Genomic DNA, 623 nt, shown 5'->3' with positions numbered 1-623 from the left:
TCGCTTCGGGGAAGACGGCGGTGATGGCGTCTGGGAAGCCCTTGAGGCCATCGACGACAGCCAGCATGATATCCTCGACGCCGCGGTTGCGCAGTTCGTTCATGACGCGCAGCCAGAACTTGGCACCTTCATTCTGCTCCAGCCACAGCCCCAGCACCACCTTGGTGCCGTCGGCCATGACGCCCAGAGCAATATGGATCGCCTTGTTGCGGACCATCCCCTCGTCGCGGATCTTGACCCGGATCGCATCGAAGAAAACCAGCGGATAGGCTGGGTCCAGCGGGCGTTGCTGCCAAGCTGCAACTTCCTCCAGCACGGCGTCGGTGATCGTGCTGATCAGATCGGGCGAGGCATCAATGCCATATAGTTCGCGCAGATGGCCCGTGATCTCGCGCGTGCTCATACCGCGCGCATACATCGAGATGATTTTGTCATCGAACCCGGGGAAGCGACGCTGGTACTTGGCGATCAACTGCGGATCGAAACTACCGGCCCGATCGCGCGGCACCTCGATCTCGATCCGCCCACTGTCGGTCGTCACCGTCTTGCGACCATAGCCATTGCGGTTGTTGCCGACCTGGTCATCATGCCCGAGATGATGATCCATCTCCGCGTTGAGTGCT

General features: G+C 60.7%; 1 protein-coding gene. It reads right to left on the bottom strand.

Translation table 11 applies throughout. The annotated features are described in order from the left end of the window. Positions 1-623 (bottom strand): IS256 family transposase (locus IE122_RS18265; protein WP_189622649.1); only part of this gene is annotated, 623 nt, incomplete at both ends.

The sequence above is a fragment of the Novosphingobium colocasiae genome (genome assembly GCF_014652555.1).
GTDB lineage: Bacteria > Pseudomonadota > Alphaproteobacteria > Sphingomonadales > Sphingomonadaceae > Novosphingobium > Novosphingobium colocasiae.
Note: the sequence above shows the minus strand (reverse complement) of the source record. Positions and strands in the feature narration are given on the sequence as shown.